This is a genomic window from Methylococcus sp. S1M, from assembly GCF_051295855.1.
Lineage (GTDB): Bacteria > Pseudomonadota > Gammaproteobacteria > Methylococcales > Methylococcaceae > Methylococcus > Methylococcus capsulatus.
In genome coordinates this window covers 1-344 of the sequence record NZ_JBPDXO010000044.1, presented here as the reverse complement: position 1 = coordinate 344, position 344 = coordinate 1, and the positions used below count along the sequence as shown (strand labels likewise).

Sequence of the window (344 nt, the reverse complement as noted above, 5' to 3'; positions counted from 1 at the left end):
CGCCGCCGCCCGCCGCCTGGCCTGATCTTCCACAGCGACCGGGGCATCCAATACGGCAGCCATGAGTTCCAGCAGGCACTACGGGACTGGGGCATGCGCTCATCGATGAGCCGCAAGGGCAACTGCTGGGACAATGCCCCGACCGAGAGCTTTTGGGGGCGGCTGAAGGCCGCCAGCGTGCACGGGCAAAAGTTCGCCACCCGCGAGCAGGCCCGGCAGGCCATACTGGACTGGATGGCTTTCTACAATCACCGCCGGCTGCATTCGTCGCTGGGCTACCTCAGCCCGATGCAGTTCGAGCAACGCTGGTACGAGGCACAGCGCAAAAATGCCGCGTGAACCGG

At 65.4% G+C, this 344-nt stretch carries 1 protein-coding gene; it reads left to right on the top strand.

Annotation, left to right across the window (positions count from 1 at the left end; translation table 11 throughout):
- Nucleotides 1–339 (top strand): integrase core domain-containing protein (locus ACSHWJ_RS16220; RefSeq protein ID WP_432540116.1); only part of this gene is annotated, 339 nt, incomplete at its 5' end.
- Between the last annotated feature and the right edge of the window lie 5 nt (nucleotides 340–344).